Below are 22,760 nucleotides of genomic sequence, written 5' to 3' on the forward strand. Positions count from 1 at the left end.
CGCAAGGCTCAGGCCGTTGTGTTCGGCAGGCGCTTCTGAAAAAAGAAGCGCTTGTTGCCGGGCGGATAGTCGTCAATCTGGCCAAACTCGGTGTAACCGTGGCGGCGATAGAAATCGGGGGCCTGGAAGTCGAAGGTATCCAGCCAGATTCCCGTGCAGCCCTTTTCAACCGCCAGATCCTCGGCCATCTGCATCAGACGCGAGCCCATGCCTTGCCCACGGGCTTGTTCCGGCACGACCAGCAGCTCGATGAACAGCCACTCATAAAGAATGCGAGCGTGCAGGCCACCGAGGACTTCCCGGGTTTGATCATCGCGAATGAACATCGCCACTTTCTCGGACTTTCCGTCGCCCGCCTGCTCGGCGTTGAAACGTTTCAGTGGTTCCAGAATCGCCAGACGATCCTCTTCCGTAGGGTTGGTATTGACGTCAATGTGAACGCTCATGCGATGGCTCCCAGCCTGGGTGTGCACCGAGATTAAAGTGGCAGGGGCATGGCGTAAAGCAGGATCCTGCGGGATGTCATTTCACGCGAAGCACACGCAATTACGTCCGGCACGCTTGGCTGCATAGAGGGCATTGTCAGCCGCGCCAATCAGGTTCTCGGCACTGGTCATAGGCGCTGTCGCACACGCCACGCCGAGGCTGACGGTGACCAGCGCGTTTTCGCCGAGCACCGGGTGCGGCAACTTGAGTTCGGCAACCGAGGTCTGCAGGGCCTCGGCCACTTCTCTGGCCTGCACGGGATTGCCGATCATCAACACCAGCACCTCTTCGCCGCCGAACCGGAACGCCACAGCACCATGCTCATGCGCGCTTTGCTGGACTTTCTGACAGAGCAATCTGAGGCAGGTATCCCCTTGCGGATGCCCGTAGTTGTCGTTGTAGGATTTGAAGTGGTCGATGTCCAACAGGATGATGGCTACGTTCGCCGGCGTATTGCGAGCGTGCTCCCAGACTGATGTCATCACTTCGTCCTGGTAGCGTCGGTTGAACAGCCGGGTCAACCCATCGGTACGCGCGAACTCCATCAGTTGCACTTGAAGCAGGCGTCCGCGAAGCGCAAACAGGTAGCTCATACGGCCTGCCCGCTCCAGAAAGTAGGAGGCCATCAGCAGCAATGCCACGGTCGAGACGAACAACACAGCGTTGGCCTGCCAGATCACAAAGTCGGCGAAGCTGGCAATGTAGGTAGTCGCCAACTGGATGATCAGCATGCAGGACATGGCGACAGCGGCATGGCGCAACGGCAGTTGCTGGATCATGGTGCAGTAGACCATGATCAACAGCATGCCGAGTTGATAAAAGATTTGATAAGGGCTGTTGCTGTGAATCATCACCAGCAGTGGCATGAGCGAGCACGCTACCGTGGCGAATGCAGCGATGGTTTCCAACGCCCAGCGCGTGGAAACCCGTTGGGCCAGCATCAACAGCGCGATAAACATCGGCGTTATCAGGCACAGACGGCCCACGGCTACATAGAAAAATACATCCCGCAGTATCAGCCAGTCGCTGATCAGGAACAGGTTGTAGATCAGACAGCCGCCAATCCCTACCGCCGTCAGGAATTCGCGCCGCGGCAGCCGGGTTTCTTCCTGGTAGCGTTTCTCAAGAACACGGCTGAAGCGCAACGAGCCGAAACCTGAAGTGATCGTCTGCTCGACCTCGGCAAGGAGTTGCGCATCTTCAAGGCTGGGGCGTTCAAGGGCAGAAACGAGCATGTGACACCGGGACATTAACATCGAGAAACATAGGACATCACGGATGATGTCTTAGTGCTATCAATGTATCGTGTGACCAGCCCAAAGTCGACCGGTGGTGGCTAACGGCGTGGCCTGGGTGACAAATGGCCGCGGGCTGTCATCACTGAAAACATCTCGCAGCAATGCGCGAGATGGCCTTTAGAGGGGCGTTTTTTCTGTCGCAACCGCCCTGTAATTCAATCTGCCACCATCAGACGAAATGCCTTAAACCCGTCTACGCTTGTGTCGATATATACGTACAACCTCACTATGGGTGCCGTCATGTTCAACGCTCGCTTGAAAAAGGAATTACAGGCACAAAAGGCCGAGTTATCCATGTACCGGCAGATGCAGAAAGGGATGGATGCGCAAATGGTCTGTCTGACTCTGGACGCCAACCATCACATCGTCCACGTCAACGAGAACTTTCTCAATACGCTTGGCTACTCGCTCGAGCAATTACTGGGTAAGGACCTGGACCACTTGGTGCCCACTTACGTCAAACAGCTTGATTGCTATCGCAGTCTCAAAGTGGCGGTGCAGAAGGGTGAGTCGGTCATCGACAGGTACCGTTTTCTGCATGCAGACGGCAGGCTGGTTTGGATTCGCGCCCTCTGGCAGCCGGTGCTGGATGAGCAGGGCAGGCTGATGACGTTGCAATGCTACGGATCGGACATCACCCAGATCGTCGAAACGGCTGCCGAGAACTCTGCGTTTATTCAGGCATTGTTGCGCTCCACCGCCGTGATCGAGTTCAACCTGAGCGGCCAGGTACTGACTGCCAACGATCAGTTCCTGCGCGGCATGGGTTACAGCCTGGCGCAGATCAAGGGTAAGCATCACAGTATGTTCTGTGATCCGGCAGAAACCTCTCAAGCGTCGTACCGGGAATTCTGGGCGATGCTTAACCGTGGCGAGTTCGTGGCCGGACGCTTCAAGCGTATCGATAGCAACGGGCGTGAGGTCTGGCTGGAAGCAACCTACAACCCGGTCCACGATGCTCATGGCAGGCTCTACAAAGTGGTCAAGTTCGCCACTATGGTGACCGACCAGGTGGCCCGCGAAGAAGAAGTCAGTCAGGCCGCCAGCGTGGCGTTTGAAATCTCCCAGCAGACCGACGTCAGCGCCCAGCGCGGCGCGGACGTGGTGCAAAACACTGTCCAGACCATGCGCAAGATTTCCGAAGAAATGCAGACGGCCTCCTCGGGCATTGAAGCGCTGGGCAAACAGTCATTGCTGATCAATTCCATCGTGCAGACCATTGGTGGCATTGCCCAGCAAACCAACCTGCTGGCGCTCAACGCCGCCATCGAGGCCGCGCGTGCCGGTGAACAGGGCCGGGGCTTTGCCGTGGTGGCTGACGAAGTCCGCCAACTGGCAGGCCGCACCAGCGCTGCAACCGAAGAAATCGTCAGCGTCGTGCAGCAAAATCAGTCGCTGGCCGATGAGGCGGTACGCGGTATGGCCAACAGCCGCACCCAGGCGGAACAGGGCCTGATGCTGGCCAACGAGGCCGGTGCGGTGATCGTCGAGATTCAGGAGGGGGCCAAACAGGTGGTGGGTGCCGTGGGGCGGTTTGCCAATCAGTTGAAGTAGCGCCCTCTGAGCACCGAGACTTCATTTCAATGGTTGCGTATTGAATGGACGAAAAGGCTTTTTCTCCACCCGGCGGAAAAGCTTTTTCCGTTGTGTCGGGATTTTCCTACAGTTATTTCGCTCAGCACGACACGTTCTCATCTGACGCCAAACCGCTAGCGTGATGCCTGTTTGCTTGGCAAAATCCCCTGCACAGACCATAACTGCAGGGAGCAACCATGAACGGCATGGAAATCGATGGAAAACGCCTGGCCGACGAGTACATAGCGAAAGTCGCGATCAAACCCGTTAAAAAGCGCTTTCCGGTCGCGAGCGAAAGCTCTACCACGCAACGTGGTGGCCGTATCGTCGCCACCAGCAACATGCACACGACGGGTGGGCGCGTGGCACTGGTGGGAGACCTTGCGCATTACCCTGATTGCAGCCAATCACGCATTGTGTCTGGTGTTGGCCCTGCAATGCACCATGAAGGTCATCAAGTCGCCCTGGTCGGCAGCCTTTTTGAAAATGGCGACGTCATCACTGGTCCCGATCACAGCGGTATTGTAGTCGTGGAGTATGCCGACAAGTCGGCGGCTCCAGGCCTGCACGATCCTGTTTCGCCAACGGGAGCATACTGATGCTGCCCCTTATAGTGATTGGCGATATGACTTCCCACGGTGGCGTCGTTGTATCAGGCGCCGCCACTATGTTGATCGATGGCAAGGGGTGTGCGCGTATAGGCGACATGGTGACGTGCCCGCGTTGTAAAGGCGTGTTCCCGATCGCCGAGGGCGACCCCAGCCTGATCGAAGACGGTAAAGCCATTGCCTATCACGGCTGCCGGACTACCTGTGGCGCGATGCTCTATTCCAGCCAGGTCAGCACCATGACCTATCCTTCCAGCGGCGCGGCGTCGGGTGTCCAGGGCGGCTTGATCGATGGATTTGGCCGCATCAGTCCCGGCCTAATGGCGGGTTATCAGGATGAGCCGCTGGATTCATCCGCGAAGATCTTTCGCGGTCGCTTTCAAGTGCTGGATGCAGCGACTGGCAAGCCCATCGCCGGTCAGCCAGTGCGCGTGCGCTCGTCCGACGGCCAGTACCTGACCGGCAGCACCGATGACGAAGGTTTCACCCAATGGGTCGAACGCGACACCGACGAAGCGCTGGCGTTTGACCTCATTGATGAACCCGGCCAATCATGAGCGAGCCCATAAAGCCCGGTGCGCCGTTGGCCAATGGCGGAATGTCCCCAGAGGGCAGCACCACGCCGGTGAAGTTCAGCAAGCCCGAACTGGACTTCGCTGACAAGAAAGTACTGTGTTCGGCAATCTGCAAATGCAAGAGCACGCCAGGCATCGGCAAGGATGGACGCTCGCTCAAGCAGTCCTGCGTCTCCGGACAGCTCAAAGCGCTCGACGGCATCCTCCAGCACCGCAGCCCATACAAGCCGGAGGTCAACTACGACATGACCCGACAACCGCCGGCGCCGATCATGGACCGGAACGTGGAAACCAAGGGGCATGACTGGCTGCCCGGCTGGATTAAAAAATGGTGGGATGCGCCGGATGATCAGGGCTCCCGGCGCCCGCCATTTACCGCCGGTGAAGGCATGGTTCGGCGGCCTGATGTGGTGATCGTCAACGATCCGACCAAGCCTCCAACGCAGGACAACATCAAGCAGGTTGTGGAGATAAAGTTTCCGCCGGACAAGATGGATATAAAGCAGGAGAGGGCATACATCCGTATAGCTGGTGACCAAACCAAGCTGGTTGAACTGGGGCCGGGGGACTGTGACTGTAATCAATCTGAGCCCAATTCTTCCAAAATACCTGTTGAGCAACTCGGCCCGGCAGCGTTGCTTACCGGTATCTTGTACATGCTGCTGACCAAGCGTCCGCCGCCCGGAATGGTGCCTGCGCTTTAAGGACTTGATATGACCGATTTACCGTTCGACCCTATTCAGTTGATGCGGGAGCATCCCGAGAAGATGCGTGTCCCCGGAGGGCTGCTGACCAAACAAGGTCCGCAAGACTATGTAGGCAGCGTGCCTGCGATCACCGGTACGTTGTTTTTCAATGATGCGCATCTACCTGATGTGCGTGAGGCCATCTGTTCATGCTTCGACGAATATGAGGCCCTCGCCAAGGAGCATCTAACTTGGCTGTGGCGCGAAGAGCCGCCAGAGGGGCCAGACAAATTCGCTTACGCCAAGGCGCCGCCCATGCGCACAATGGTGAAGCGCATGAAAGAGAACGACCTGATGGGGTTCTGTTACACCAGCGGAAAACAAGCTCACGACGCTGGTGACTGGGAGTTTTATATTTCGGGGCTTCGTGGCTGGGAAGCGAAGATGGGTAGTTGGGGCGCATCCGTTTTGCGCTTCAGTGTTCCATTACTGTACGTCGAAGAGAACCCTATTGCTTTCCAGTCTATGTTTGTAAGTTTCGCCAAGCGTCTGAAATCTATTCATGGCTATGGTGGTCATGGGCTAGTGTTGTCTGCGGTACGTATAAGCGACAACCAGCCTTTCGAAGCAATGCTTGCGGATAAGTTAAATGGCCTGGATGTAGGGCTACCACTTGGCGCATCCGAGACAGCCGACAAGGGTATCAAGACCGTCTCATGGCTGACGGCCTTGAGCAACGAATGGGTAGAAAAGATAGGCGGGATAGGTGAGATCCAAGCCGAACTACCGATGGACTGGTTTGCACTCTATGACTACGGTTCAGGGCTGGTCATCCAGTCCGGACCGATACCTGAAGCCGCGCCGACCGATCAGCCAAAGCCCGCCCGATTGGTGCTTCCCAACAGGCTGCTCAAGGCAATTCGTGCCCCCAAGGTCAGTCTGCACAACCCTTCCAAGAACGGCGAGCCACGTATCATCGGCTGGGCAGCCGAGCAATGGCTCAAACGCTTCGATATCGAAGAGGATGAGCTGATGGCTTACAAAGCCAGACTGTTAGATGAGCCCAGGCTGACCAAGGCCACTACTTTGCCGGATCGCTTGTGATGTCACTTGCTCATTATCCCTTGGTGCAGGACGGCAAGGACTCGATATGATTGATCTTCTGTCCGACCCGGTTCAGTTGATGCGCGAGCATCGCGAGAAGATGCGTGTTCCTGGAGGGTTGCTGACCAAGCAAGGGCCGCAGGACTACGTCGGCAGTGTGCCTGCGATCACCGGTACGTTGTTCTTCAATGATGCTCACCTGCCTGAAGTACGCGAGGCCATCTGTTCATGCTTCGACGAATATGAGGCCCTCGCCAAGGAACATCTAAGTTGGCTGTGGCGCGAAGAGCCACCTGAGGGACCGAATAAGATAGCCAAGGCCAAGGCCAAACCTATGCGCGATATGGTGAAGCGCATGACTGAAAACGATCTTTTCAGTTTTGGTTATACCAGCGGCGAGCAACCACACGACGCTGGCGATTGGGAGTTTCAAGTCTATGGACTGCGTGGCTGGAAAGCTAGGATGGGAACTTGGGGGCTATGCTCTCTACGTTTCAGTATGCCGATGCTCCACGTCGAAAATAACCCAACTTCTTTTCAGGCTATGTTTGTGAGCTTCGCCGCAAGATTAAAAGCTGTTCACGGCTACGGCGGACTTGGGCTTGTTCTCTCTCTAGTGCGTAGCGACAACAACGAGCCCTTCGAGGCGTATCTCTCGGAGCGATTAAATGGACTCGATGTTGGAGGACCAATTGATATTTGCCGAGCGGCCGCAAGCGGTATAAAGACCGTATCCTGGCTTACTGCGCTCAACTACAAAATGATTGAAAAAGTGGGCGGGGTAGATGAAATACAAGCCGAGCTACCTATAGACTGGTTCGCGCTTTATGACTATGGCTCGGGATTGGTCATTCAGGCTGGGCCAAAACCTGAAGCAGCGCCCATTGATCAGCCGAAGCCTGCTCGATTGGTTCTCCCAAACATGATGTTTAAAAATGTCAGGATGCCGCAGATAGGTAGTTTGCATCGTAACTCCAGTGTTGGCGAACCGCGCATCACCGGCTGGTCTGCCGAGCAATGGCTCAAACGCTTCGATATCGAAGAGGATGAGCTGATGGCTTACAAAGCCAGACTACTTGATGAGCCGAAGTTGACTAAAGCCACCACTTTGCCGGATCGCTTGTGATGTCACTTGCTCCTTATTCATCGGTGCAGGACGGCAAGGACTCGATATGATTGATCTTCTGTCCGATCCGGTTCAGTTGATGCGCGAACATCTCGAGAAAATGCATATTCCTGGCGGGCTGCTGACCAGACAAGGCCCGCAGGATTACGTAGGCGTCGTGCCTGCGATCACCGGCACGTTGTTCTTCAATGACGCTCACCTGCCCGAAGTGCGCGAGGCTATCTGTTTATGTTTCGACGAATATGAAGCCCTCGCCAAGGAACACCTGACCTGGTTGTGGCGTGAGGAGCCACCAGAGGGTCCTGACAAGTTTGCCTATTCCAAGGCTCCGGCAATGCGGAACATGATGAAACGCATGCATGAAAACGACTTGGTCAGCTTTACCTACATTAGCGGTAAGCAGGCTCATGACGCCGGTGACTGGGAGTTCAAGGTTTTCGGTCGGCGAGGCTGGGAGGCAAAAATGATCGTGCGCGGCACTTCAGCGCTGCGTTTCAGCGTGCCGTTGCTTTACGTCGAAGAGCATCCGGCCGCTTTTCAAGTAATGTTCGTAAGTTTTGCCAGGCGCTTGAAGGCTATTCATGGCTATGGCGGTCATGGTCTGGTGCTGTCTGCCGTGCGCATGAGTGACAATCAGCCGTTCGAGGCGTTTCTGACCGAAAAGCTACACGGGCTTGATGTGGGTCATCCTGTTGCCGGGTCTACTCATGCTCATAAAGGCATCAAAACCGTCTCATGGTTGACGGCCTTGAACCATGGACTGGTAGAAAAAATAGGCGGGATAGGGGAAATTCAGGCCGAACTGCCGATGGACTGGTTTGCGCTCTATGGCTACGGTTCAGGGCTGGTCATCCAGTCCGGGCCTACGCCGGAAGCCGCGCCGACCGATCAGCCAAAGCCCGCACGATTGGTATTGCCGAACAGATCATTAAAAGAAATTCGTTCCCCAAAGTTCAGCCTGCACTACGCCTCCAGGGACGGCGAACCACGCATCATCGGCTGGGCAGCCGAGCAATGGCTCAAACGCTTCGATATCGAAGAGGATGAGCTGATGGCTTACAAGGCCAGACTGTTAGATGAGCCCAGGCTGACCAAAGCCACCACGTTGCCTGATCGTATGTGACATTTTGCGCAACGGGTAAGCGAGCGATTACCCGGCAACAGCCCCCGCCTTGCCAGCCTCCACCACAAAACCCTTGAGCGTCGACACGCTCGCCGCAGGGTCCAGCACATCCGACACCACTTGAAAGCGGGTCTGCATATGCTGTTCGTTCAGGTCGACGGCCACATAGCCGCGTTGACGGCTGTCGAAGAACTTCACGTGTGGGTTGAGGCCGAGAATGCTGTTGAAGGCTTCGAACGGTGGCCCGCTGGAGGTTACCGAAGTGCCGACGAATTCGGTGGCGACGATGGCTGAATCCGGATTGCCCGCGTCGGCGTGCAGGTCGGTGGTCCAGAACGAATGGATATCGCCACCCCAGAACACCGGGTTGCGAGTCTGGTGGCGTTGCAGGGAGGCCAGCACGCGCTCGCGGGTGGTCATGTAGCCGTCCCAGCCGTCGGTCCAGTGGCCCTGCGCCTGGGTCTTGAGATCGCGCTGTTCCAGTGGCGCGACCAGCAAATCCTGGGCAATGACATTCCACTGGCCGGGAGACTCGGCGAAGCTGCGGTCCAGCCAGGTTTCCTGTTCCCAACCGAGCATGGTGCGTTTCGGGTCACGCAGATCCGGGCAGTCGCTGGGCGCGACATGACCTCGACGGCTGCCGTTGGCCTGGATGCAGGGTTGCTCGGAACGGTACTGTCGACCGTCCAGCACGTGAAAACGTGCCAGACGCCCATAGTCCAGGTTGCGGTAGATACGCATTTCCTGTCTTTTGGGCAGGCTGCTGGCGCGCAACGGCATGTGTTCGTAAAACGCCTGATAGGCGGCGGCCCTGCGGCGCAGAAAGCTGTCCACCGGCACGTTGGGGTCCTGTGACCACTGGGCGGCGTAGTCATTTTGCACTTCGTGGTCGTCCCAGGTGGCGACGCTCGGCGCACAGGCATGCAGCGCTTGCAGGTCGGGATCGGTCTTGTACTGCGCGTATCGATTGCGATAGCCCGCCAGGTCCATGGGGTCAGGTGTAGCGTGGTGACGCGGGAACCGAGGGTTTTCCGCGGACACGTTTATCTCATAGATGTAGTCGCCAAGGAAGAACACCAGGTCCGGGCGCTCCGCCGCCAGGTGTCGATAGGCGCTGAAGTACCCGGCCTCCCAGTGCGAGCACGACACGAAGCCGAACCGCGCCGAGACCATGGCGCTGGCCAGCGGTGCCGTGCAGGCCTGCCCGACAGCGCTTTGCGCCCCCAGGCTCTCGAACTGATACCAATACGGACGTCCAGGCTGCAAGCCGCTCACTTCGACGTGCACCGAATGGGCAAGGCGCGGGTGGGCGGTGGCCTGTCCTGTGCGGACTACGTGAACCATGGCCGCATCGCTGGCGATCTTCCAGCGCACCTCAACGGGCTTGCTCAGCCCGCCATCGCCCGAGGGCGTCATCACCTTGGGCGCCAGACGTGTCCATATCACGAAGCCGTCCGGCAACGGATCGCCAGATGCCACGCCGAGCGTGAATGGATAATCGACCCCCGCGCTGCGCGCAAACGGGCTGAGGATCGACAGCAATGTTGCACCGGCCACTCCGGTGATGATGCGTCGACGGTCGGGGTTGAAATCTGTCATGACGTGGCCTCTGATGATGCGTATTCCGAGCGCAACAGGCTGAACAGCAGCATGTTTTTGAACACACCGTTTTTCAGAAATGCCTCTCTGGTACAGCCCTCATACGATAACCCGCACTTCTCCAGGACCCTGGCGCTGGCCGGGTTGTCGCTGAAGCACTGGCCAGCGATGCGGTTGAGGTTCATGTCCGTGAAGCCATGCTTCAGCAAGCCTTTAGCCGCTTCGCAGGCATAACCCTGATTTTGGTATCGCGTTCCTGTCCAGTAACCCAGATGGCCGCTGTGATGCGACATCGAAAGGCGCAGCGAGACGATCCCGGTCAGCTCTCCGCTTTCCTGGATGTGAACCCCGAGGCTCACCGTCTGACCGGCGGCGTATTGGTCGTGGGTCTGTGCGATGAATACCTGCGCATGCTCAAGGGTGTAGGGGCTGGGCAGTGCCGCGGTCGTTGCCGCAATGGTCGGCTCGTCGGCCAGGCGTGACAAGGTAAGCGCCTGTTCAGGCTGCAACGCGGCGAGCAGCAGACGCGAGGTTCTGATAATGGGCAGCGGGTGGTTCATCCGTATTTTCCGTCGGGTTGAATGCTCAAACGCTGGCGCGTTGTTATGGCATTTCCGTGACGGCCTGAAGAATCATTTAAGTGCCATGAGATGTACAGGTAACAGCCATGTAACGGTCATGTATCGGTCTTGTAAAACCAGCCGATCGGTCATGTTCGGTTGCTAGATTCTCGGCCTCTAACAAGAAAGCGAGAGGCTGGCATGAGAACGTGGGACGAACCTAAAAAGCGCAAGGCGCACATCGAACTGATCCCCATGATCGACGTGATGATGTTCCTGCTGGTTTTTTTCGTATTGGTAAGCCTGAACGTGATTCCGGCGTTGGGGATGAAAACCCAGTTGCCGAGTGCCAGCAGTTCACAGCAGCTCAAGCCGCAGAACAAATCGATCCTGACGCTGGGGCTCAACGGCGAATTACAGCTTGATGGCAAGGCGACCACGGTCGACGCCCTGGTGCCTGCCTTGAAGGCGCTGGAAAAACCCGACAGCAAAACCACGATCATCGTTAACAGTGACAAGGGCGTTGAAGTCGCCCGTCTGGTCGAGATCATGGACACCCTGCGTCTGGGTGGTTTCACGTCAGTCTCCATCGCCACGCGCAAATCCTGACTATGTATTTCCTGTTTCGTGTACGTCAGTGGCTGGGAGCCCTGCCCGCGCTGGTGGCGCTCATCGCAATCGTGATCGGTGTGCAGACCCGTCCGCTGAAAATGGAGCCGGTCTATGACGAATCGGCCGTGGAGCTGGCGCTGGTCGAGCCCGAGCAGCCCGCGCCCGAGCCCGTCGTGCAGCCCGAGGCGCCTGCGGTACAACCTGACGAGCCGCCACCTCCGCCGCCCGTAGTCGAAAGCGAAGAAGCCGAGCCGGCGCCACCACCACCGCCGCCCAAGCCCGCTCCCAAGCCAAAACCAAAGCCAGAGATCAAGCCAGAACCACGGCCTAAACCCTTGCCCAAACCGGCAGTGGCAAAACCCGTCGAGCCGGTTCAGGCACCCAGCAAGCCGATCGCCAGCGCCCCGGTTGCGCCGCCGTCACCGCCTGTGCCACCCGCAGCGCCGAAGGTCGACACCCAGGGTATGGAAGGTGGCTACCTCAAAGGACTGCGCAGCGAACTGGACGGTTACAAACAATACCCGACCGGCCGCCAGGCCTCACTGGAGCGCCCGAGTGGCGAGGTTGTGGTGTGGTTATTGGTCGACCGCCAGGGGCGAGTGCTGGACTCCGGCATTCAGACCCAGGCCTCCAGCATGCTGCTTAACCGCACAGCCGCCAACAGCCTGCGACGCATCAAGCAGGTCAAGCCGTTTCCCGAGCAAGCCTTTGGTGGACGCAACGAACAGCGCTTCACCGCCACCTTCAACTACAGCGTGCAATAGCACTGACAAGGAACAAAGTGATGAAGTTTTCCAGAATTCACCTTGCGTTGGTCGCCGCGGGCATGAGTCACGGCATGGTTATGGCCGACTCGAGTGCCAGTGATGTCGGCACCATTGGCGTGCAAGGCAGGGCGACGGTTGGCGGTGGCTACATGGTGCAGGAGGAGAGCATCAAGGCGCGCTCCACGGTGACCAAGGAGGCGCTCGACAAGCAGACCGCGACAGGTAACGCGATCGACAAGCTCAAGTACACACCGGGCCTGAACATCTCCAGCGAAGACGCCACCGGTCTTTCCGGTTTCAAGTTCACCATGCGCGGGCTCAACTCCGATCAGGTCGGCATGTCGGTAGACGGGATGCCGATCAACGACTCCGGCAACTACGCGCTGTACTCCAACCTGCTGGGGGACCCGGAAAACATCGATCAGATTTTCGTGACTCAAGGCTCTGCCGAAAGTGACGGCCCGCATATCGGTTCCAGCGGCGGCAACATCGGTATCGTCACCATCCGGCCCACTAAGGAAACCGGCGCATTCGTCAAGCAGGTGGCGGGCAGCAACGGCACTTACAAGACCTTCGCGCGACTCAACACCGGAGAAATCAACGGGCTGAGCAACTGGCTGTCGATGTCTCACACCGAAGGTCAGAAATGGCGCGGCGATGGCGCGGTGCGTGCCGACAAGGTGGAGTGGAACAGCTTCTTCGACATGGGCTCGGGCAATACCGCCAACCTGATCCTCAAGTACCACGAGCAGGACAACAACAGTTACAGCCAGCTCACCAAGAGTCAGTTCCAGCAGAACGGGCGCAAGTTTGACCCTTATCCTTCGACGCCTGCACTGGGCAGCAACGGCAAATTGTCCAGCTACTACGAGCTGGCGCAAAACCCGTTCCAGACGTTCACCGGCGTGCTCAATACCCAATTCAAACTGGCCGACAACCTGTCTCTTTCCGTCGTCCCCTATTATTTCTGGGGTAACGGCAGCGGCGTGAACAGCTCTTCCTATGCGCTCAACCGCGGTTCGAACCAGAACGGTGTATTCGACCTGAGCAACCTGCCGACGGCGGCGGCTTATAACGCAGACGGGTCATCGACCACTGGCGTGTATTACCGTCCTTCGCGCACCCAGACCTGGCGTCCGGGGATCACCACCAAGTTGAACTGGGACGTCAACGACGAACACAGCGTACAGGTCGGCTACTGGTATGAACGCGCGCGTCAGTCGCAGACTCAGCCCTTCATCCGCCTGAAGAGCAATGGCAAGCCTGAAAGCATCCAGCCTGATTCGGACTACATGGTCGATGCCAATGGCAATGAGATCCAGGGCCGTGACCGCTATACCGTGACGCCTGCACAAAAAGTCTGGGCTCAGGACACCTGGTATTTCGCCCCGGACTGGACGCTGGTCGGCGGCCTGGCCTTCATGAACGTTGAACGCGAAGGCACCAACCACGGCAGCCTGACCGAGCGGCCGGAAAAACGGGACCAGACCTACAACAAGCTGTTGCCGAACGTCGGCCTCAAATACCAGCTGGATGAGCGCGACCAGTTGTTCTACAGCCTGTCACGCAACATGCGCGTGCCGCAGAACTACGTTCTGTATGACCCGGGCACCGGCTCCATCGACAGCAAGCCAGAAACCAGCTGGAACCACGAACTGGGCTGGCGCTACACCGAACAGGACATGACGCTGGCGGCCACGCTGTTCTACCTGCAGTTCAAAGACCGTCAGGTGTCATCAAAAGACGTCAATGGCGACTTTGCCGACATCAACGCCGGTGCAGTCGACAACAGCGGTCTGGAACTGGAATGGAGTGGCCTGCTGCCGCACCATTTCAATTACTACACCTCGTACACCTACACCCGCGCCAAACAGAAAGATGACCTAACCGTCTTCAATAACGGCGCCGCCATCGAGTTGCCCACCAGTGGCAAGCAATTTACCAACGTGCCGAAGAACATGCTGGCCGCCAACATCGGCTACGACGACGGCAGTTATTACGGGACCTTTGGTGCCAAGCTCACCAGCAAGCTGTATGGCGACCTGACCAACGACGAAAGCATTCCGGGGCGCACCATCTTCAATCTGGGCGCAGGGATCTACCTTCCGGTGGACAAGAAAATCGTCAAGGACGCCACCTTGCGTCTGAACGTAGACAACCTGTTCGACAAGGAATACCTGGACGGCGTGTACACCACCAAAACCAACGCGGGCACTTACAGCGGTTTCCGCGATGGCGACCCGGCCTACATCGTCGGGGTCGAGCGTACGGTCACCGTTTCTCTTGAAGCCAATTTCTAATCTTCATTGACCAGAGGTCCTTGCCATGGACATGAATCAGCTCCACGACATCACGCTCTATGTGATGTACGCCGCCATCGCGATAGCGATCTTTGTCGCGATCGAACGAGGCATCTACTTTGCCTACGTGCGTCGCCAGTCGCGGGCGCTGCAAACGGCACTCGGTGCTTCGGTACACAGTGCAAAGGATCTGCCGGAGACGCTGACACGGCGAACCAGCCTGCCACTGGAAATGGTCCTGCCGGTGCTTGTGCAAAAAAATGCGCAGGGCTCGCGCAGGGATCTGGATGACGTCATCGAAACCCAGTACCTGAGCACTCGCGCACCGCTGGCCCGCAGCCTCTGGCTGATCGAAACCATCACCACCGCTGCGCCACTGTTGGGCTTGTTGGGGACGATTCTGGGCATCATCGATACCTTCAAGGCCCTGGCCAGTGCCGGGGTGTCCGACCCCGGGCAGATTTCCGCCGGTATCGGTACAGCGCTGTTCGCGACCGGGCTGGGTATTGCCATTGCCTTGTTCTGCGTGGTCTTTCACAACTACTTTCAGGACAGCCTGGAACGTATCAACGACCAACTCAAGATCCTGCTGATCCGCGCTTCCAGCGGAGCACGTGTGCATGACGAGGCCGAGCATCCGGTTGCGTCGGCCCAACCGAAATACCGGACGGCCTGATCCACTTAACGGCGCGTGCTCTGGCATGCGCCATCTTGTCTGTGTCTGGCGATGAGGCTCGCAATGCCCTTTTACCCTTCGTACCGTCGACTGTCCCTGAGCTCCCGCGCCGTGATCGCAGCGTTACTGCTGGGCAGTTCGTGCGCGCAAGCAGACTTCGCCATCCCGGGTTTCGAACTGGTACACACCGTGCCGGTCGGGTCTGACCTGCAGACGCCTGACCTGCGAGCGCCCGGCGAGGTCTGGCGCGAGCTGTTTGACGGGGCTCGCCAGCGTATCGACATCGAACAGTTCTATGTCGCCGACCACGCAGGCTCGGTCATGGACAAGGTGCTTGAAAGCCTGACGGCAGCCGGGCAGCGCGGAGTGAAAATCCGTTTTCTGCTGGAAGAAAAAGGCCTGAAACTTTCCGACCCGCAGACCCTTGAGCGACTGCGCGCCATCCCCAACCTCACCTTACGCGTACTGCCCTACGCAAAGCTCACGGGCAGCGGCATCATTCACGCCAAATTCCTGGTCGTGGATGGCCGACAGGCGTTCATCGGCAGTCAGAACTTCGATTGGCGCTCGCTGGAGCATATCCATGAAACCGGCCTGCGCATTGACGAGCCGACCGTCGTACGCCAGACGCAGGCCATATTCGATCAGGACTGGCTTGCCCAGGCCGCCATTACCGAGGGCAAACCGGTTCCTGTACCGCGCCCCGTCGATAGCACTTTGCCCAACGGCAATTACCTGATCGCCAGTCCGCAGCGCTATAACCCGCCGGGGGTCGTCGACTCCCAGACCGAACTGCCCCGTTTGCTGGCGCAAGCCAAAAGCGAGGTTCGTGTCCAGTTGCTGGACTACGCGCCCCTGTCCTACGGGCCCGACAAAACCCGGCCTTACTATGCGGTCATCGATAATGCCCTGCGCAGCGCAGCCGCCCGCGGCGTTTCGATCAAACTCATGGTGTCCGACTGGAACACCGGTATGCCCGAAGTCGCCTACCTCAAGAGTCTGGCCCTGGTGCCCAACGTGCAGGTGCGCATCGTCACATTGCCGATGGCGGCTCAGGGTTTTATCCCCTATGCACGCGTGATCCACAGCAAGACCATGGATATTGATGATCAGGTTGCCTGGGTAGGCACTAGCAACTGGCTGGGCGGCTACCTCGACAACTCGCGCAATCTTGAAGTGGTGATGCACAACGGCTCGATGGCCAAACGCATCGGCCAACTGCACGAGCAGCTTTGGGATGGGCCGTACGCCAAGCCCATCGACATCAATCGCGACTACCCGGAACCACATCCGGGTAAGCCTTGACAGTAAGCAGATAGGTAGCCGAAAGGGCAGGGCAGCGTTAGTGAGGGGGCTGAAATGAGCTTGATCGTCCGTGCCATGGCAGACAGTGACTGGTCTTCGCTGGCTGTTATGTTTGAACAACCGGTATTCCGTTGGTGGACGCTTCGTATGCCGCACCAGTCAACCAACGACGTAAAAAAGCTTGTCGAAAGTCGAAGTGCTTCTGGGCTGTCCCTCGTTGCCGAGTGCGATGGCATGGTTGTCGGCTGCGCCATGCTCTATCGTTTTCAGGGGCGCAGGCAGCATGTAGCTGATTTCTGGATGGGGGTTGCAGACAGTCATCATCGCCAGGGTATTGGTGACTTGTTATTGAACGAGCTCACCGCCACTGCCTCTCGATGGATGAATTTAAAGCGCCTGGAGCTTACTGTTTTCGTTGATAACAAGCCTGCTATCGCACTGTACGAAAAGAACGGCTTTGTCATAGAGGGCACGCACAGGAAATTCGCCTATCGAGATGGCGAGTACATAGACGCTTTCAGCATGGCAGCGGTCTACTGAAGTCTTTTAAAAGACCCTCGGAATGCAGCCTGTTTGTTATCAGGTACGAAGTCGGAGCCGTGCAGCACCGGCCCAACGCTTACCACTCATGAGCGCTGACTTGCTCGACTCCATCTTTCTCTTGCGCCGCGTCTCCACATCATCCAGGTCGACTTTTCAGACAAACCCTAGGCCCCTCTGCCCGCTTCAGCCACAATGACGCCTTTCACCCACCAGCCTGCTGCGGGCTGTAAACGGATTGGTGCTACTGATGATGCTCTCTTTCAAGCCATGGTTGCGGGGTCTGGCGCTGGTTTTGCCACTGGCTGCGTTGCTTACCGCGTGTGACAAGTCCGATAAGTCCGACAAGCCGGTGACGCCGCCTACGCCGCCGCACACCACGTATAGCCAGGCTGGCTGGGACGCGCTGCCTGCGGTGTCCGACGCGGATTTGCAGGCCGGTTTTGCCTCTTGGCGCAGTGCGTGTGTGCGTTTGAAATCTGATGCGGTGTGGGGGCCAACGTGTGCGGCGGCTGCGAGTCTTGCGGCTGCGCCTGATGCTGCGCAGATCCGCACCTTTTTGCAGGAGCAGCTGCAGGTCTACAGCCTGCGCGCCGACGGGGGCAGTGCCGATGGTTTGATCACCGGCTACTACGAGCCTGTTTATCCGGGCAGCCTGACGCAGACCGCCACGGCCAATGTGCCGGTGTATGGCATTCCGGAAGATCTGATCGTGGTCAATCTGGACAGCATTTACCCCGAGCTCAAAGGCAAGCGTCTGCGCGGTCGGCTTGAGGGGCGGGTGCTCAAGCCTTACGACGACGCTGCGACGATCAGCGCGCAAGGCTTGAACGCGCCGGTGATTGCCTGGCTGACTGACCCGATGGATCTGCAGTTCCTGCAGATTCAGGGCTCGGGGCGCGTGAGTCTGGAGGATGGCTCGCAGCTGCGTCTGGGCTATGCCGATCAGAACGGTCGTCCGTATCGCGCGATTGGTCGCTGGCTGGTAGAGCAGGGGCAGTTGAAGAAGGAAGACGTGACCATGGGCAGCATCGCGGCCTGGGCCAAGGCGCATCCGGAGCGGATCAGCGAGCTGCTGGCGAGCAATCCCAGCTACGTGTTTTTTGCCCGTAACCCCGACAGCAACGAAGGTCCGCGCGGCTCGCTGAATGTGCCGCTGACCCCAGGCTATAGCGTGGCCATTGATCGCAAGGTGATTCCGCTGGGCAGTCTGCTCTGGCTCTCCACCACGCGGCCGGATGGCAGCAGCGTGGTGCGTCCGGTCGCTGCCCAGGACACGGGCGGTGCGATTGCCGGTGAAGTACGCGCCGACCTGTTCTGGGGGACCGGCGATGAGGCGGGTAAGCTGGCTGGCGACATGAAGCAGAAAGGCAATATCTGGCTGTTATGGCCCAAGGGCATGCCGTTGCCTCAGTCCGCAGAAACAGTTCCTGCAACAACCTCGGCTGCCGCTAGTCACTGAAATCCCTTCACCTCGATAGCTACCGTCCTGCTCGATGGATAGGTAGCTATCTTCTTCATGCCCCCGTTTTCCTTCCAAATACGCCTGGAATAGCCAAATGCAATGGGGCGAGAGTGCTGCCAACAGCGCCGCCAGAGCCATAGGTTGGATATACGTCCCGGGCTTCGTATTACTCATTATCGCAAGCGTGCCGTAATAACCTTTGCTGTGGATGCCGTGCAGGTAAAAATCCTGGGTATTTTCTACGGTGGACAGGACTTTTAGGCTGTCTTTCAAGCCGATCTGGATGAGTGATAACACGTGGGGCAGGCAGTGGACTGACCTTTAGCCAACTCACCCCAAACGCGGATCGACCACAAACTCCAGCTCTTTGGCAGTTGCCACAACCGCCCTGAATTCGGGGTGCTGGACGTTGAGCAGGTAGTTGGACTCGCGCGGGATGATCACGCTGGGCACTGCCAGCGCCAGGCTCTGAGCGGAGGCCAGCCAGTCGTCGCCGAACGAGGCGGTTGCCGGTGGCGCGGGTTCTTCACGCCAGTCGCGGGGCAGTGTGTCCGGGCGCGCATTGAGGACGTGCTCCTCGGCAATCTGCAGTTCAAGCATCGTGTAGTGCTGAGCCACAGTGGCGGTGTTCAGGTGCACCAGCACTTCCAGCAGGGCCAGTGACTCGCTGCCCGCGCAGTACACGCAGGCGTTGCCCTTGCTGTTCCAGCGTCCGCCGTAGAGCTTGGCGCCTTCACCGTCGAAGGCCTGCGCCAGCCATTTGCGCTTGACCAGTCGATAGACCGCTATCACGCCACGACCCCGTGCTCCAGGCGGCCGATCAGGTCAAGCACTGCCTGAGCCTCGGCCGAGGTCGCGAGCATTTCCAGCGGCCTGCGATTGCCCAGCCCATAGACCGGGTTGGCCAGCCACAGACGAGTCGCTTCGGCGTCGTTTTCGAACAGGTCCAGCGTCGCCTTGTACACCGCCGCCAGGCGGAACAGCCGATCGCTTTCCTCGGCATTGAAGCGGCGTACCTTGAGGCGTCGCTGCAAGGTCGCCGGAGCGATGCCCAGATGTTCGGCCAGGGTCGAGCGGTTCAGGTCGGTGTAATGCGCCAGACGTTCGAAGACTTCATACGGCAAGCCGTCATGCAGCGCCGAGTACAGCCGCGCACCTCGTGCAGGGATTCCCAGGTGTTGCCAGAAATCGTCCTGCCGGGGCACGGCCGGATGGTAGTCGCTTATGGGCAAAGACATGGCACACCTGCCTATCGAGTGATTACTATTAAATCTATCACTTGATAATATGCACGTTTCCGACGTCGCGACAGTGATTTACAGCAACGGACAGCGAATAAAACTACAGAAACTCCAAAAATCACCGACTTAGGCTATAGGTTTAGTTTGAATGTTACTGATCTCGCGTTATAGGCTCGATGCCAGTCGCTTCCGATGGTGCCACTAAACGTATACGTGCTGTCCGCCGTGGTCAGCCTGATTTTCCTGCAGTGAGAACCACACGATGTCCACGCTTGCGCTATTGATATGCGATGACTCGAACATGGCGCGAAAGCAGCTGTTGCGCGCGCTACCTGAAGACTGGGATGTGTCGGTCACGCTGGCCACCCAGGGGCAGGAAGGCCTGGAAGCGATTCGTAAAGGTCAGGGCCAGGTGGTCCTGCTCGACCTGACCATGCCGGTGATGGACGGTTACCAGACGCTGACGGCGATTCGTGCCGAAAACCTCGACGCCAAGGTGATTGTGGTGTCGGGCGACGTGCAGGACGAAGCCGTGCGTCGGGTCATGGAGCTGGGCGCGCTGGCGTTTCTGAAAAAACCTGCCGACCCGGACGAACTGAAAAGCACACTGGAGCGCCTTGGCCTGCTGGGCAAGCCTGCGGCGTCACCGGTTGCACTGCCGGCTCTTAACAACAAGGGCGGGGTGATCAGCTTTCAGGATGCCTTCCGCGAAACCGTCAACGTCGCCATGGGCCGTGCAGCAGCGTTGCTGGCCAAGGTACTGGGTGTGTTCGTGCAGTTGCCGGTGCCCAACGTCAACATGCTTGAAGTTGGCGAGCTGCACATGGCGCTGGCCGATGCGCACAGCGATCAGCGCCTGACTGCGGTGTGTCAGGGCTACATCGGTGGCGGTATTGCAGGTGAGGCGTTGCTGATTTTCCACGACTCGGAAATTTCCGGTATCTCGCAACTGATGGGCGGCGATCACTCCGACAGTTCCGACATGGAGATGCTGCTCGACCTGTCCACGATCCTGATCGGTGCCTGCCTGAGCGGCATTGCCGAACAGATCGACATTGCCTTTTCGCAGGGCCATCCACAGTTGCTGGGTGCGCAGGGCGGCATCGACGAGCTTATCCGCATCAATCAACAGCGCTGGAAAAAGACCTTGGCGGTCGAAATCAGTTACAGCGTGGAAGGCCACAATCTGCATTTCGATCTGCTGATGCTGTTCACCGAAGATTCGGTCGAGCTGCTTACCAAAAAACTCGCCTACATGATGAGCTGACCCATGAGCAACGCTATTGAAATCAACGAGCTTCATTGGTTGCTGGCCGTCACGCAGAACATTGACGTAGGCATCGTGGTGCTGGACCTGAACTACCGCGTGACGGTCTGGAATACCTTCATGGAAAACCGCTCCGGCGTGGTGCCTTACGTGGCAGTCGACAAGACCTTTTTCGAGATTTTTCCGGAGGTCAACGCGAAGTGGTTCAGCAAGAAAATCGACAATGTCGTGACCCTCGGCACGCCGGCGTTCACCATCTGGGAGCAGCGGCCGTATCTGGTGCGTTTCAAGAATTATCAGCCGATTACCGGGCAGGAGGAGTTCATGTATCAGAACACCACACTGTTCCCGCTGCGTTCGACCACCGGGGCGATCAGCCATGTGTGTCTGGTGATCTATGACGTCACCGACGTGGCGGCCAACCGCAATCAGTTGCTGGCGGCCAACGACAAGCTGCAGCAACTGTCGGGCTCAGCGAAAAGCTGACCCGCGCCCGGGCTTGGCGATGAATGAAACCGGCACTGCGGGCTTGATCCCGCTCGTGCTAGGATCGCGATTTTTCCGCTGACGCTCAGGGACATCATGCGACCTCAAGCCACCCTCACTGTTTTGCCTGTCGAGCGCCCGCTGGTCGGGCGTGTCAGCCCGCCGGGCTCCAAGTCGATCACCAACCGCGCATTGTTGCTGGCCGGGCTGGCCAAAGGCACCAGCCGCCTGACCGGCGCGCTGAAGAGTGACGACACGCGCGTGATGTCCGAAGCCTTGCGTCTGATGGGCGTGCAGGTCGACGAGCCGGATGACAGCACCTTCGTGGTCACCAGCAGCGGGCATTGGCAGGCGCCACAGCAGGCGCTGTTCCTCGGCAATGCCGGGACTGCGACACGCTTTTTGACCGCGGCACTGGCCAACTTCGAAGGCGACTTCGTGGTCGATGGCGACGAATACATGCGCAAGCGCCCGATCGGGCCGCTGGTCGATGCCTTGCAGCGTATGGGCGTGGAGGTCAGCGCACCCAGCGGTTGCCCGCCGGTGGCGATCAAGGGCAAGGGCGGTCTTGAGGCCGGTCGTATCGAAATCGACGGCAACCTGTCCAGCCAGTACGTGTCGGCACTGCTGATGGCCGGCGCCTGTGGCAAGGGGCCTGTGGAAGTTGCATTGACAGGCAGCGAGATCGGCGCGCGTGGCTACCTCGACCTCACGCTGGCGGCCATGCAGGCGTTCGGTGCCGAGGTTCAGGCCATCGGCGATGCCGCCTGGAAAGTCTCGGCTAGCGGTTATCGCGCTACGGATTTCCACATCGAGCCGGATGCCTCGGCGGCCACTTACCTGTGGGCTGCGCAGGCCCTGACCGAGGGCGCTATCGATCTGGGCGTGGCCAGCGACGCGTTCACTCAGCCCGATGCGCTGGCCAGCCAGATCATCGCCAGCTTCCCGAACATGCCGGCCGTGATCGACGGTTCGCAGATGCAGGACGCGATTCCGACGCTGGCCGTACTGGCCGCCTTCAATCGTCAACCGGTGCGCTTTGTCGGCATCGCCAACCTGCGGGTCAAGGAGTGTGACCGCATCTCGGCACTGTCCCACGGCCTGTGCGCCATCGCACCCGGCCTGGCGGTCGAAGAGGGTGACGATCTGATCGTCAACGCCAACCCGGCGCTGGCAGGCACTACGGTCGATGCCTTGATCGACACCCACTCCGACCATCGTATCGCCATGTGCTTTGCGCTGGCGGGCCTGAAGATCGCCGGCATCCGCATTCTCGACCCTGATTGCGTCGGCAAGACCTACCCAGGCTACTGGGATGCGCTGGCCTCATTGGGCGTCACCGTTCAGCGCTGACCGCAGGC

The 22,760-nt window shown here is 58.6% G+C and carries 22 protein-coding genes and 2 pseudogenes; 18 read left to right on the plus strand and 6 right to left on the minus strand.

Annotated elements, in window-relative coordinates:
• Window positions 1-8: 8 nt before the first annotated feature.
• Both PCPL58_RS06490 and PCPL58_RS06495 read right to left on the minus strand, forming a co-directional pair.
• The gene (locus PCPL58_RS06490) at window positions 9-446 is read right to left on the minus strand and encodes a GNAT family N-acetyltransferase (RefSeq protein ID WP_024662945.1); all 438 of its coding nucleotides are present in this window, start codon (window positions 444-446) and stop codon (window positions 9-11) included.
• 81 nt (window positions 447-527) lie between these two features.
• Window positions 528-1,721 (minus strand): GGDEF domain-containing protein, encoded by a 1,194-nt coding sequence (locus tag PCPL58_RS06495; protein WP_065349069.1) that lies wholly within the window; start codon window positions 1,719-1,721, stop codon window positions 528-530.
• Window positions 1,722-2,114: 393 nt separating this feature from the next.
• Here PCPL58_RS06495 and PCPL58_RS32565 point away from each other — a divergent pair.
• The 8 genes and pseudogenes from PCPL58_RS32565 to PCPL58_RS06530 all read left to right on the plus strand — a co-directional run.
• A pseudogene (locus PCPL58_RS32565) lies at window positions 2,115-2,753 on the plus strand (PAS domain-containing protein); the annotation flags it as partial.
• 150 nt (window positions 2,754-2,903) lie between these two features.
• Window positions 2,904-3,338, plus strand: a pseudogene (locus tag PCPL58_RS32570) (methyl-accepting chemotaxis protein); the annotation flags it as partial.
• Between the two features lie 227 nt (window positions 3,339-3,565).
• The gene (locus tag PCPL58_RS06505; protein WP_414860611.1) at window positions 3,566-3,958 is read left to right on the plus strand and encodes a PAAR domain-containing protein; all 393 of its coding nucleotides are present in this window, start codon (window positions 3,566-3,568) and stop codon (window positions 3,956-3,958) included.
• Window positions 3,958-4,524 (plus strand): PAAR domain-containing protein, encoded by a 567-nt coding sequence (locus tag PCPL58_RS06510; RefSeq protein ID WP_024959433.1) that lies wholly within the window; start codon window positions 3,958-3,960, stop codon window positions 4,522-4,524. Before PCPL58_RS06505 ends, PCPL58_RS06510 begins: the two co-directional genes overlap by 1 nt.
• A complete protein-coding gene (locus tag PCPL58_RS06515) occupies window positions 4,521-5,246 on the plus strand; it encodes a VRR-NUC domain-containing protein (protein ID WP_065349071.1) in 726 nt (241 codons plus the stop codon). Before PCPL58_RS06510 ends, PCPL58_RS06515 begins: the two co-directional genes overlap by 4 nt.
• Before the next feature lie 9 nt (window positions 5,247-5,255).
• Complete coding sequence (locus PCPL58_RS06520) at window positions 5,256-6,332, plus strand: type VI immunity family protein (protein ID WP_065088326.1); 1,077 nt, start codon at window positions 5,256-5,258, stop codon at window positions 6,330-6,332.
• A 46-nt stretch (window positions 6,333-6,378) separates the two neighbouring features.
• A complete protein-coding gene (locus PCPL58_RS06525) occupies window positions 6,379-7,458 on the plus strand; it encodes a type VI immunity family protein (protein ID WP_065349072.1) in 1,080 nt (359 codons plus the stop codon).
• Between the two features lie 46 nt (window positions 7,459-7,504).
• A complete protein-coding gene (locus PCPL58_RS06530; RefSeq protein ID WP_065349073.1) occupies window positions 7,505-8,581 on the plus strand; it encodes a type VI immunity family protein in 1,077 nt (358 codons plus the stop codon).
• A gap of 27 nt (window positions 8,582-8,608) precedes the next feature.
• Here the strand turns inward: PCPL58_RS06530 and PCPL58_RS06535 are convergent, their stop codons facing one another.
• Both PCPL58_RS06535 and PCPL58_RS06540 read right to left on the minus strand, forming a co-directional pair.
• Window positions 8,609-10,180 (minus strand): alkaline phosphatase D family protein, encoded by a 1,572-nt coding sequence (locus tag PCPL58_RS06535; protein WP_065349074.1) that lies wholly within the window; start codon window positions 10,178-10,180, stop codon window positions 8,609-8,611.
• The gene (locus PCPL58_RS06540) at window positions 10,177-10,740 is read right to left on the minus strand and encodes a GNAT family N-acetyltransferase (RefSeq protein WP_065349075.1); all 564 of its coding nucleotides are present in this window, start codon (window positions 10,738-10,740) and stop codon (window positions 10,177-10,179) included. The genes PCPL58_RS06535 and PCPL58_RS06540 overlap by 4 nt, the downstream gene beginning before the upstream one ends.
• Window positions 10,741-10,941: 201 nt before the next feature.
• Here PCPL58_RS06540 and PCPL58_RS06545 point away from each other — a divergent pair, with 201 nt between their 5' ends.
• The 7 genes from PCPL58_RS06545 (at window position 10,942) to mltA (ending at window position 18,402) form a co-directional block, all read left to right on the plus strand.
• Window positions 10,942-11,349 carry an ExbD/TolR family protein gene (locus PCPL58_RS06545; protein ID WP_003345964.1) on the plus strand — a complete coding sequence of 136 codons (408 nt, stop codon included), beginning with the start codon at window positions 10,942-10,944 and terminating at the stop codon, window positions 11,347-11,349.
• Between the two features lie 2 nt (window positions 11,350-11,351).
• A complete protein-coding gene (locus PCPL58_RS06550; protein ID WP_065349076.1) occupies window positions 11,352-12,116 on the plus strand; it encodes an energy transducer TonB family protein in 765 nt (254 codons plus the stop codon).
• 20 nt (window positions 12,117-12,136) lie between these two features.
• Window positions 12,137-14,419: a TonB-dependent receptor gene (locus tag PCPL58_RS06555; RefSeq protein WP_016567204.1), complete on the plus strand. Its 2,283-nt coding sequence runs from the start codon at window positions 12,137-12,139 to the stop codon at window positions 14,417-14,419.
• 25 nt (window positions 14,420-14,444) lie between these two features.
• On the plus strand, window positions 14,445-15,095 hold the full coding sequence (locus PCPL58_RS06560; RefSeq protein ID WP_065349077.1) for a MotA/TolQ/ExbB proton channel family protein: 651 nt from the start codon (window positions 14,445-14,447) through the stop codon (window positions 15,093-15,095).
• A 63-nt stretch (window positions 15,096-15,158) separates the two neighbouring features.
• Window positions 15,159-16,400, plus strand: coding sequence for a phospholipase D-like domain-containing protein (locus PCPL58_RS06565; RefSeq protein WP_065349078.1), 1,242 nt, complete (start codon window positions 15,159-15,161; stop codon window positions 16,398-16,400).
• A 54-nt stretch (window positions 16,401-16,454) separates the two neighbouring features.
• Complete coding sequence (locus PCPL58_RS06570; RefSeq protein ID WP_003345975.1) at window positions 16,455-16,940, plus strand: GNAT family N-acetyltransferase; 486 nt, start codon at window positions 16,455-16,457, stop codon at window positions 16,938-16,940.
• A gap of 250 nt (window positions 16,941-17,190) precedes the next feature.
• Window positions 17,191-18,402 (plus strand): murein transglycosylase A, encoded by a 1,212-nt coding sequence (gene mltA, locus PCPL58_RS06575; protein ID WP_065349079.1) that lies wholly within the window; start codon window positions 17,191-17,193, stop codon window positions 18,400-18,402.
• A gap of 333 nt (window positions 18,403-18,735) precedes the next feature.
• Here the strand turns inward: mltA and PCPL58_RS06580 are convergent, their stop codons facing one another.
• Complete coding sequence (locus PCPL58_RS06580; RefSeq protein ID WP_065349080.1) at window positions 18,736-19,197, minus strand: RES family NAD+ phosphorylase; 462 nt, start codon at window positions 19,195-19,197, stop codon at window positions 18,736-18,738.
• Window positions 19,194-19,643, minus strand: coding sequence for a DUF2384 domain-containing protein (locus PCPL58_RS06585; protein WP_003345986.1), 450 nt, complete (start codon window positions 19,641-19,643; stop codon window positions 19,194-19,196). Before PCPL58_RS06585 ends, PCPL58_RS06580 begins: the two co-directional genes overlap by 4 nt.
• Window positions 19,644-19,908: 265 nt before the next feature.
• On the opposite strand from PCPL58_RS06585, the gene PCPL58_RS06590 reads away from it, so the two are divergent.
• The 3 genes from PCPL58_RS06590 (at window position 19,909) to PCPL58_RS06600 (ending at window position 22,752) form a co-directional block, all read left to right on the plus strand.
• Complete coding sequence (locus tag PCPL58_RS06590) at window positions 19,909-20,913, plus strand: response regulator (RefSeq protein WP_004419200.1); 1,005 nt, start codon at window positions 19,909-19,911, stop codon at window positions 20,911-20,913.
• 3 nt (window positions 20,914-20,916) lie between these two features.
• Window positions 20,917-21,399: a PAS domain-containing protein gene (locus PCPL58_RS06595; protein ID WP_003345989.1), complete on the plus strand. Its 483-nt coding sequence runs from the start codon at window positions 20,917-20,919 to the stop codon at window positions 21,397-21,399.
• 96 nt (window positions 21,400-21,495) lie between these two features.
• On the plus strand, window positions 21,496-22,752 hold the full coding sequence (locus tag PCPL58_RS06600) for a 3-phosphoshikimate 1-carboxyvinyltransferase (protein ID WP_004402530.1): 1,257 nt from the start codon (window positions 21,496-21,498) through the stop codon (window positions 22,750-22,752).
• The last annotated feature ends 8 nt before the right edge of the window (window positions 22,753-22,760 follow it).

This window comes from Pseudomonas cerasi, assembly GCF_900074915.1.
Lineage (GTDB): Bacteria > Pseudomonadota > Gammaproteobacteria > Pseudomonadales > Pseudomonadaceae > Aquipseudomonas > Aquipseudomonas cerasi.

What these genes read in the sequence shown, in the direction of transcription:
- PCPL58_RS06570 (WP_003345975.1), top strand. Translation starts at nt 16,455, where the DNA reads ATGAGCTTGATCGTCCGTGCCATGGCAGACAGTGACTGGTCTTCGCTG.
- PCPL58_RS06590 (WP_004419200.1), top strand. Translation starts at nt 19,909, where the DNA reads ATGTCCACGCTTGCGCTATTGATATGCGATGACTCGAACATGGCGCGA.
- PCPL58_RS06555 (WP_016567204.1), top strand. Translation starts at nt 12,137, where the DNA reads ATGAAGTTTTCCAGAATTCACCTTGCGTTGGTCGCCGCGGGCATGAGT.
- PCPL58_RS06505 (WP_414860611.1), top strand. Translation starts at nt 3,566, where the DNA reads ATGGAAATCGATGGAAAACGCCTGGCCGACGAGTACATAGCGAAAGTC.
- PCPL58_RS06550 (WP_065349076.1), top strand. Translation starts at nt 11,352, where the DNA reads ATGTATTTCCTGTTTCGTGTACGTCAGTGGCTGGGAGCCCTGCCCGCG.
- PCPL58_RS06545 (WP_003345964.1), top strand. Translation starts at nt 10,942, where the DNA reads ATGAGAACGTGGGACGAACCTAAAAAGCGCAAGGCGCACATCGAACTG.
- mltA (WP_065349079.1), top strand. Translation starts at nt 17,191, where the DNA reads ATGATGCTCTCTTTCAAGCCATGGTTGCGGGGTCTGGCGCTGGTTTTG.
- PCPL58_RS06515 (WP_065349071.1), top strand. Translation starts at nt 4,521, where the DNA reads ATGAGCGAGCCCATAAAGCCCGGTGCGCCGTTGGCCAATGGCGGAATG.
- PCPL58_RS06520 (WP_065088326.1), top strand. Translation starts at nt 5,256, where the DNA reads ATGACCGATTTACCGTTCGACCCTATTCAGTTGATGCGGGAGCATCCC.
- PCPL58_RS06560 (WP_065349077.1), top strand. Translation starts at nt 14,445, where the DNA reads ATGGACATGAATCAGCTCCACGACATCACGCTCTATGTGATGTACGCC.
- PCPL58_RS06600 (WP_004402530.1), top strand. Translation starts at nt 21,496, where the DNA reads ATGCGACCTCAAGCCACCCTCACTGTTTTGCCTGTCGAGCGCCCGCTG.
- PCPL58_RS06490 (WP_024662945.1), bottom strand. Translation starts at nt 446, where the DNA reads ATGAGCGTTCACATTGACGTCAATACCAACCCTACGGAAGAGGATCGT.
- PCPL58_RS06565 (WP_065349078.1), top strand. Translation starts at nt 15,159, where the DNA reads ATGCCCTTTTACCCTTCGTACCGTCGACTGTCCCTGAGCTCCCGCGCC.
- PCPL58_RS06510 (WP_024959433.1), top strand. Translation starts at nt 3,958, where the DNA reads ATGCTGCCCCTTATAGTGATTGGCGATATGACTTCCCACGGTGGCGTC.
- PCPL58_RS06530 (WP_065349073.1), top strand. Translation starts at nt 7,505, where the DNA reads ATGATTGATCTTCTGTCCGATCCGGTTCAGTTGATGCGCGAACATCTC.
- PCPL58_RS06535 (WP_065349074.1), bottom strand. Translation starts at nt 10,180, where the DNA reads ATGACAGATTTCAACCCCGACCGTCGACGCATCATCACCGGAGTGGCC.
- PCPL58_RS06495 (WP_065349069.1), bottom strand. Translation starts at nt 1,721, where the DNA reads ATGCTCGTTTCTGCCCTTGAACGCCCCAGCCTTGAAGATGCGCAACTC.
- PCPL58_RS06525 (WP_065349072.1), top strand. Translation starts at nt 6,379, where the DNA reads ATGATTGATCTTCTGTCCGACCCGGTTCAGTTGATGCGCGAGCATCGC.
- PCPL58_RS06540 (WP_065349075.1), bottom strand. Translation starts at nt 10,740, where the DNA reads ATGAACCACCCGCTGCCCATTATCAGAACCTCGCGTCTGCTGCTCGCC.
- PCPL58_RS06595 (WP_003345989.1), top strand. Translation starts at nt 20,917, where the DNA reads ATGAGCAACGCTATTGAAATCAACGAGCTTCATTGGTTGCTGGCCGTC.
- PCPL58_RS06585 (WP_003345986.1), bottom strand. Translation starts at nt 19,643, where the DNA reads ATGTCTTTGCCCATAAGCGACTACCATCCGGCCGTGCCCCGGCAGGAC.